General features: G+C 65.1%; 2 protein-coding genes. Both read left to right on the plus strand.

The window, feature by feature from the left end; all coding sequences use genetic code 11:
* Positions 1-225: 225 nt before the first annotated feature.
* Positions 226-1,686 (plus strand): heparan-alpha-glucosaminide N-acetyltransferase domain-containing protein, encoded by a 1,461-nt coding sequence (locus Q0A15_RS07265; RefSeq protein WP_291278859.1) that lies wholly within the window; start codon positions 226-228, stop codon positions 1,684-1,686.
* Positions 1,687-1,796: 110 nt separating this feature from the next.
* Entirely contained in the window at positions 1,797-2,714 is a 918-nt protein-coding gene (locus Q0A15_RS07270) for a VOC family protein (protein WP_291278860.1), read from the plus strand.
* Positions 2,715-2,837: the final 123 nt, after the last annotated feature.

A 2,837-nucleotide genomic window follows, 5' to 3' on the forward strand; every position in this document is an offset into this window, starting at 1 on the left:
AACCCGCCCGATCAGCCCGTCCCTTCAACGCAGGCGCGTCGCCGCAGCACCGCGGCCCCCGGGAACGCATCGCAGCGGCGCCGCGCCAGCGGTGCAGGGACGGGCTGAGCGCGCGGGGTGATCGGGCGAGTTGAGCGCCTGAGTCACATGTCAGGTTTTTCGCCACTACGCGATATACCTAGGAAAGGCCTATTACTCGATTCCCCGAAGGGCGTTCGTATTCACATGACATATCCCGTCAGCCAGCCGCCGGTACCGGGCAAGGACCAACGGTATCCGGCAGGACCTCAGGAGCCGGCCCGTGGTCGTGGCCCGGGACAGGCGCCGAGCTTCGACTCCGGGAACGGCTCCGGGACCGGGACCGGGACCGGGTCCGGGGCTGGGTCCGGGTCCGGAGCGGCGAGACGGCGGCTGAAGGACTTCGGGCGTCCGCCGCGCATCGTGGCACTGGACATCGCCCGCGGGCTGGCCGTGATCGGGATGATCGCCGCACATACCTTGGCCCTACCTGGTCGATTCGTGTGGACCGAACCGACTACGTGGCTGGACATCGTGGACGGACGCTCCTCCATCCTCTTCGGTTTGCTCGCCGGTATCTCGGTGGCACTCATGACCGGGCGCAACCGCGTTCCCAGCGGTCCGGAGCTGGGGCCGATGCGCCTGAAGCTGCTGGCTCGTGGCCTGCTGATCTTCGGGATCGGGTTTGTGCTGGAGATGTTCGGCACACCGGTTGCGGTGATCCTGTGCTTCTACGGATTCATTTACATGTGCGCGGTGCTGGTGATCGGGCTGCGGGTGCGGACGTTGCTGATCTGGGCGGCATCCTTGGCCGTGGCCGGGCCTGTTGCGATCGCTGCTCTCACGGCGATGGGAGACGGCGATGGGCTGACGTTCTTGCTCGGCGGGACGTATTCGATGGTGGTGTGGGCCGCCCTCATGTTCGGCGGCCTGGCACTGGGCCGACTGGACGTCACGCGGCGGAAGGTCGCCGCCATCGGACTCGCCGTCGGCGTAGGTATGGCGGGCGTGGGTTATACCGTCGGAACGGTGTGGGGAGATGCTGGGTCGTATGACTACTCCAGCGGCGATGACTTCTCCTCGTCGTCTTCGGATGATGACTGGACCGGGGAGACCGTTCCTGGTGAGGATGTGGACCTCAGCGGCAAGCTCTGCGACGAGTACAGCGAAGGGTACGTCGATTGTTATCCCGAAGATGGGGACTTCGCGTCGCTCGATGACGGGGACTCGTCCAGCTACTACGGTGACGAGGATTCGGGCTGGTTCGCCTACGCACCTATGGGCGACGGCGAAGGCGGCCTGTCCGGGATGTTCCTCTCCAGTTCGGCGCATTCCGGCGGCAGCATGGAGATCATCGGCTCCGGCGGATTCGCCCTTGCCGTGGTGTGCTTGTTGCTGCTGACGGGGTACGCGCTGAGGTACGTCCTCCTGCCCATCGCCGCACTGGGTTCCATGCCGTTGAGCGCATACAGCGCCCATGTGGTGCTGCTCTGGGTTCTGTCCGTGCTCTTGGGATGGGAATCCGAGGCCGGTCAGTTCTGGGTGGTGACCGGCACGGTCATGGTCGGCTGCACGGTCTGGGCGCTGCTGGCCGGAAGGGGCCCGTTGGAGCGACTCTCCGTCAGGGCCTCACGGCGGATGGTGGACGGCCCACGGACCAAGCGCTAGGCGAGCTTGATCGGGCTCCTGGGACCCAGGACTGCTTGAGAAGACCGCCAAGTAGGTCCATGCTGGTGGCCCTGAGACTCGACCACCACATCCCACGTCAGGAGTCAGCCATGGTTTCGATCGTTCCCCATCTCTGGTTCGACGGCCAGGTCCGAGCCGCCGTCGAGTTCTACACCGAGCTGTTCCCCGATTCGGAGATCACGGGGACCGCAGTCATGGAGGACACCCCCGGCGGTGACACGGTTTGGTACACGTTCCGGCTCTGGGGTCAGGAGTTTCAGGCCATTGACGGTGGCCCGTTCTTCACGCCGAACCCCTCCGTGTCCTTCTTCGTGAATGTGGATCCCTCACGTGTGGCCGGTGCGAGGGGCGAGGTCGACCGGATCGTTTCTGCTTTGACAGACGGCGGAACCGAGCTCATGCCCTTGGGGGAGTACCCGTTTTCCCCGCACTATGCGTGGGTGCAGGATCGCTTCGGGATCTCCTGGCAGGTCATGCTGACCAATCCCGAGGGAGAGCCTCGGCCTCCCATCGTCCCCAGCCTCGCCTTCGGCAACTCCGCAGTGGGCGGCGCGGCAGCCGCCCGTTCCCGGTACCTCGAGCTGTTCGACGACGCAGTGCCGGGTTCGCAGGTCCGGTTCGCAGATATGGGGATGCCGGAAGGTTCTCCCGAGGTTCCGGCCGACGGAGTGGCCTACTCCGATGTGCGCTTGGCGGGAACCTGGTTTGCCCTCATGGATACTCCCGGGTTCCCGGACGTCTTCAATGAGGGAATCTCGCTGATGATCCGCTGCGATTCCCAGGAGGAGATGGACCGCTACTGGGCGGTGCTTTCCACGGTGCCCGAGGCCGAGCAGTGTGGCTGGTGCAAGGACGAGTTCGGTCTCTCCTGGCAAGTGGTTCCCAAGGAACTGGACACCATGCTCCTGGAAGGGACACTCGAGCAGGCCAAGAGGGTTCAGGATGCCTTCATGCCCATGCACAAGCTTGATCTGGAGGCCCTTCGGGCGGCATATCGGGGCGATTGATAACCGGCGATCCTTCCGACCTGCCGATCCGCTCGTCCTGGCCGGTTTCGCTTCCTGGCCTCGGTGTGGACGGCCGGCCTCGGTTCGGCTGCCCTGGCAAGGCGCGTCGTCACTCTGTCAGGT

Origin of the sequence: Galactobacter sp. (assembly GCF_022712295.1) — a bacterium.
In the GTDB taxonomy this organism is placed as follows: Bacteria; Actinomycetota; Actinomycetes; order Actinomycetales; family Micrococcaceae; genus Galactobacter.

Excerpts from the sequence above, each read along its gene's own strand:
- Q0A15_RS07265 (WP_291278859.1), top strand. The coding sequence starts at position 226 with ATGACATATCCCGTCAGCCAGCCGCCGGTACCGGGCAAGGACCAACGG.
- Q0A15_RS07270 (WP_291278860.1), top strand. The coding sequence starts at position 1,797 with ATGGTTTCGATCGTTCCCCATCTCTGGTTCGACGGCCAGGTCCGAGCC.